Source organism: Pseudomonas sp. (assembly GCF_050739655.1).
GTDB lineage: Bacteria > Pseudomonadota > Gammaproteobacteria > Pseudomonadales > Pseudomonadaceae > Aquipseudomonas.
The window spans coordinates 1-5,533 of record NZ_JBOIBY010000189.1 but is presented as its reverse complement, the minus strand read 5'-3'; the positions used below and the strand labels follow the sequence as shown (position 1 = coordinate 5,533).

The 5,533-nt window shown below is 61.4% G+C and carries 4 protein-coding genes; all 4 read right to left on the bottom strand.

Annotation, left to right across the window (positions count from 1 at the left end; all coding sequences use genetic code 11):
• Positions 1 to 54: 54 nt before the first annotated feature.
• The 4 genes from ACRESJ_RS09295 to ACRESJ_RS09280 all read right to left on the bottom strand — a co-directional run bounded on the left by ACRESJ_RS09295 (position 55) and on the right by ACRESJ_RS09280 (position 5,489).
• Positions 55 to 1,953 (bottom strand): FTR1 family protein, encoded by a 1,899-nt coding sequence (locus tag ACRESJ_RS09295; protein ID WP_431757646.1) that lies wholly within the window; start codon positions 1,951 to 1,953, stop codon positions 55 to 57.
• A gap of 194 nt (positions 1,954 to 2,147) precedes the next feature.
• Positions 2,148 to 2,780, bottom strand: coding sequence for a LysE family transporter (locus tag ACRESJ_RS09290; RefSeq protein WP_431757645.1), 633 nt, complete (start codon positions 2,778 to 2,780; stop codon positions 2,148 to 2,150).
• Between the two features lie 217 nt (positions 2,781 to 2,997).
• Positions 2,998 to 3,579, bottom strand: a complete 582-nt coding sequence (locus ACRESJ_RS09285) for a mechanosensitive ion channel domain-containing protein (RefSeq protein ID WP_431757644.1) — start codon at positions 3,577 to 3,579, stop codon at positions 2,998 to 3,000.
• Positions 3,579 to 5,489, bottom strand: coding sequence for an ATP-binding cassette domain-containing protein (locus tag ACRESJ_RS09280; RefSeq protein ID WP_431757647.1), 1,911 nt, complete (start codon positions 5,487 to 5,489; stop codon positions 3,579 to 3,581). Before ACRESJ_RS09280 ends, ACRESJ_RS09285 begins: the two co-directional genes overlap by 1 nt.
• Between the last annotated feature and the right edge of the window lie 44 nt (positions 5,490 to 5,533).

Genomic DNA, 5,533 nt, shown 5'->3' with positions numbered 1-5,533 from the left:
GGCGTACACCTGTAGGAGCTGCCGCAGGCTGCGATCTTTTAAAGAATCACTCGGTCAGGAAACAGCCACCCGCCGCTTCTCAGCCACCCAGCTGCGACCATACAAGACAACAATCGCAATAATCGCCACAGCCTGGGCCGTCAGCGAATAGGCATCGGCATGAATCCCCAACCAATCAAACTCAAAGAACGGAACAGGCCGCGTGCCGAAGATCCCGGCTTCCTGCAGCGCCTTCACGCCGTGCCCGGCGAACACCACCGACAACGCGCACAGCAGGCCGGCGTTGATGCTGAAGAACAACGCCAATGGCAGCTTCGCCGAACCACGCAGGATGACCCACGCCAGGCCCACCAACAGCACCAGCGCCGTCGCACCACCGGCCAGCACCGCGTCATGGCCTGCCGGGCCTGCCTGCAACCACAGGGTTTCGTAGAACAGGATCACTTCGAACAGTTCGCGATACACCGAGAAGAACGCCAGGATGGCAAAGCCGAAACGTCCGCCGCCGCCCACCAGGCTGCTCTTGATGTAATCCTGCCAGGCCGCGGCATGACGACGGTCGTGCATCCAGACGCCAAGCCACAGCACCATGACGCTGGCAAACAATGCCGTAGCGCCCTCCAGCAGCTCACGCTGCGAACCGCTGACATCGATCACATACGCCGCCAACGCCCAGGTACCCAAGCCGGCCAACAACGCCAGGCCCCAACCGACGTTGACGCTGCGCACCGCCGACTGCTGGCCAGTGTTGCGCAGGAAGGCAAGGATCGCCGCCAACACCAGAATCGCTTCCAGCCCTTCGCGCAGCAGAATCAGCAAGCCGGAAATGTAGCTCAGGGACCAGCTCAAACCGTCGCTGCCCAACAAACCGGCAGACGTCTTCAACTTGGCCTTGGCCGCTTCCAGACGCTGCTCGACTTGCTCAATCGGCAAGCCATCCTGCAACGACTGACGGTAAGCCATCAGGGATTTTTCCGTGTCTTTACGCACGTTGGCGTCGACGTTGTCCAGGGAGCTCTCGACCAGTTCAAAGCCTTCCAGATACGCCGCCACCGACAGGTCATAGGCCTGATCGTGATCGCCGGTGCGGTAGGCTGCGACACTCTTGTCCAGCGTCGCGGCGGTGTAGTCGAGCAGTTGCGCCGGGCCACGCTTGACCTGCGGCGGCTGCGCCCGCTGAGCGCGGAAGGTCGCGGCAGCTTGAGGGCCGTCGGCGGCCTGTACTTCGGACGGCGTCTGACGGGCCAGATCGGCAATGTTGTAGATCTTGTCGCTGCTGGCGGTCGCCGGGGCGGCGCTGAAGCTGGCGATGTAGGTCGCCAGGTCCCAGCGTTGACGATCATCCAGTTGATCGGCGAAAGCCGGCATGTCGGTGCCTTCAACTCCCAGTCCCAGGGTGTTGTAGATCGCGTAGAGACTCAGGTGATCCAGGCGCGCGTTATCGCGCAGATTGGCCGGTGGCGGTGTCAGGCCGACACCCGCGGGACCATCACCCGCGCCGGTATCGCCATGGCACACCGAGCAGTGCTGAGCGTACAGCGGTGCACCACGGGTGGGGTCCGGAGTAATGATCGGCGCCTGGCTCACTTCATAGGCCACCGCCAGTTTCGCGCCGAGTTGCCGCGCCTGACGGGCAACATCCGCACCGTCTTCACGGGCGGTGATCGCGTTGCGCAGCGCGCCGATTCCCTGTTCCAGCCCGGCCTTTTCCGGTTTGCCCGGCATCGAGGACACCAAGCCTTGCAGCGCCCGGACGAATTCCAGCTGCTCGCGGTATTCGGACTCGTTGACGACCTTGCCTGCTTGCACCGCCTGCGGGTAATCCGCTCCGATGTAGTCGAGTAAATGCAGGGCTTGCGGCGCGCCTTCCACCGTGTCCGCCAGCAGATTGAAACTGCATAGGGCAAACACCGGCGCGACCAGCCAGGCCAGGAAACGGGACGGGGCAATCATGAATGAATCTCAATTGGAAACAAGAAGTAACGTATTGTTCCCTCTCAATGATTTTCACTCAAGCTTTGATGTGATCTGTAGGAGCGAGCTTGCTCGCGATGGTCGTCAACGATGACGATCGGCAACTGACACCCCGCGGGCTTCTCAGGTTCTTCGCGAGCAAGCTCGCTCCTACAGTTTTCGGATGGTGCGGGTTAGACGGCGGCTTTACGCAACGTTGCCATGAACGCCGCCGCGCCAATGAACAAACCGGCAAAGGTACGGTTCATGCGTCTCTGCTGCTTTGGCGTGCGCAGCATGCGCAGCACCTTGGAAGCGAGCCCGGTGTACCCGGCCATGACAATCAGGTCCACGCAAATCATGGTGACGCCAATGATCACGTACTGGATCAGCAGGGGGGCATGCGGATCAATGAACTGCGGCAGCACCGCAAGCATGAACACCAGCGCCTTGGGGTTGCTGATGTTCACCAGAAACCCACGGAACACCAGCGCCATCGGCTTGCCAATCTGCCGGATCGCTGCGTCATCACTCATGTCACTGGGCAGAGCGCGCCATTGTTTGATCGCGAGAAAAACCAGGTACGCCACGCCAAACCATTTGATCGCATAAAAGGCGGTGGCAGAGGCCGTCAGAATTGCGCCGACACCGGCGCCAACAATCGCAATCTGTACTGCAAGGCCCAACTGCAGGCCCAAGGCGTTCCAGTAACCGCGCCAGAAACCGTATTGCAGACCGCTGGACATCGACGCAATGGCGCCAGCACCGGGGGACAAACTGATCACCCAACAGGCGGCAAAAAACGCCAGCCATGTTTGAAGCTCCATCACACACCTCGACTCAGACTCGTAACAGACATCTAAGCTAATGCGGCTTTGGGCCGGTGACTACCTATTTTTTGCAGGATGTGTCGAGTGCCGGCGAGCGTTTTCATCTTCAGTATCTCGGCTCCCCTGGAGCTGCCGCAGGCTGCGATCTTTTGACTTTGCTCTTAACAAACAAAAGATCGCAGCCTCGTTGCACTCGACAGCGCCTACAGGAGCCTTACTTTTCAAACCCACTGGAAGGGAACACATCGCTACCACGCCAACGCCGAACCGAACGCTGGAAGAACAGGCTATTGGGCACCTGAACCATGGCGCTGCCCGTGCCGAGCTCTTCTGCCTCAATCAGCGTGGTGTAGAGCAGATTGATCGCCACCACCCGGCCTTTGACCCCAGGCTTGTCGGTGGTGTCCACCAACTCGACCACATCACCCAGGCGAAACGGGCCGACCGTGAAGATCAGGATCGCGCAGAGCAGGTTGGACAGCACACTCCACATGGCGAAAAACGCCACCGCCGCGACCGCGACAAAACCGGACAATGCGGTCCAGAGCACCGTGGCTGAAACCCCGAGGCGCTCCAGCACGAAAATCAGCGCGCTGCCCATGATCAGCCAGCGAAGGCCCCCGCGCAGCGGCATCAGCAACTGCGGCGGAAACGGATAGCGCTCACCGAGACGGGTCAGGCATTTGGCGACGAAACGCTGTGCAAAGTAGCCGGCCAGCAGAATCAGCAGGATTTGCGCGCCGAGCCAGATCGGCTCGACCCACATCGCCGGCAGCGGCAGCTTGAAAGCGTCCATCAGGACAGCGCCTCCAGCTCCGCCTGCATGCTTTCAAGCAGTTCCAGGGCTTCCATCCACGCTTCTTCCACTTCTGCCTCACGCACCTTCAGCTTTGCCTGTTCAGCCAGCAGATCACGCAAATCATTCTTGCGCGCGGGCTCGTAGATGTCGCTGTCACCGAGGCTGGTATCGATCTTCGCCAGTTTCTCGTGAAGCTTGCCCAGCTCGGTTTCGAGCTTGTCAGCCTCACGCTTGTGCGGCGCCAGTTGCTGACGCAACGCAGCTGCGGCCTGACGCTGGGCCTTCTTGTCAGTCTTGTCCGGGTTGACTGGAGTGCTGCTGACCGGCGCATTGCGCTGACGGTAGTCGACCAGCCAACGGGTGTAGTCTTCCAGGTCGCCGTCGAACTCTTCAACCTTGCCATCGGCCACCAGGAAGAAATTGTCGGTGGTGCTTTTGAGCAGGTGACGGTCGTGGGAGACCACCAGCACCGCACCACTGAATTCTTGCAGGGCCATGGTCAGCGCCAGGCGCATTTCCAGGTCCAGGTGGTTGGTCGGTTCGTCGAGCAGCAACAGGTTCGGTCGGTCCCAGGCGATCAAAGCCAACGCCAGACGCGCTTTTTCGCCACCAGAGAAATTCAGTACTGGCTCGTCGATCCGCGCCCCACGGAAGTCGAAACCGCCAAGGAAATCGCGCAAGGTCTGCTCGCGCTCGGTCGGGGCCAGGCGCTGCAAGTGCAGCAACGGGCTCGCCTTGGCGTCCAGCGAGTCGAGTTGATGCTGGGCGAAGTAACCCACGACGGTGTTCTCGCCGCGGGTCAACCGCCCGGCCAATGGCGACAGTTCACCGGCAAGGTTCTTGATCAGGGTCGACTTACCGGCGCCGTTCGGGCCGAGCAAGCCAATGCGCGCGCCCGGAGTCAGTTGCAGCTTGACCTTTTCCAGCACGGTTTTTTCGCCGTAGCCCAGGCGGGCATCGGACAGGTCGATCAGCGGGCTGGAGATCTTCTGCGATTCACGGAAGACGAAATCGAACGGCGAATCGACGTGCGCCGCGGTCAGCTCTTCCATCCGCTCCAGCGCCTTGATCCGGCTCTGGGCCTGACGTGCCTTGGTGGCCTGGGCCTTGAAGCGGGCGATGTAGCTTTCCATGTGCGCACGTTGCGCCTGCTGCTTCTCGTAGGCCTGCTGTTGCTGGGCCAGTCGTTCGGCACGGGCACGTTCGAAGGCGCTGTAGCCACCGCGATACAGGGTGATCTTGCGCTGGTCGACGTGGGCCACGTGATCGACCACGGCATCGAGGAAATCCCGGTCGTGGGAGATCAGCATCAAGGTGCCGGGATAGCTTTTGAGCCATTCTTCGAGCCAGATGATGGCGTCGAGATCCAAGTGGTTGGTCGGTTCGTCGAGCAGCAGCAGGTCCGATGGACACATCAAGGCCTGCGCCAGGTTCAGACGCATCCGCCAGCCACCGGAGAAATCTCCGACTTGCCGGTCCATCTGTTCGTTGGTGAAGCCCAGACCGGCCAGCAACTTGCGCGCCCGGGCGTCGGCGGTATAACCGTCGGCGCTGTCGAGCTCCGAGTGCAGGCGGGCCTGCGCGGCACCGTCATGGGCCGCTTCGGCTGCCGCCAGGTCGCGTTGCACTTGGCGCAGGCGCAGGTCGCCATCGAGCACGTAGTCGACCGCCAGGCGTTCGAGCGTGTCGACCTCCTGGCGCATGTGGGCGATACGCCAATCGGCCGGCAGGAAGCAGTCACCCGAATCCGGATGCAGTTCACCCCGAAGCAAGGCGAACAGGCTCGATTTGCCGGCGCCGTTGGCACCGATGAGGCCGGCTTTGTGGCCGGCGTGCAGGGTCAGCTCGGCGTCTTCTAGCAGACGTTGCGGGCCACGCTGTAAAGTCAGGTTCTGAAGTCGAATCATAATGGCGGCGGAGTCTACCAGCTTCGCTCGCAACTGGCGCGAGT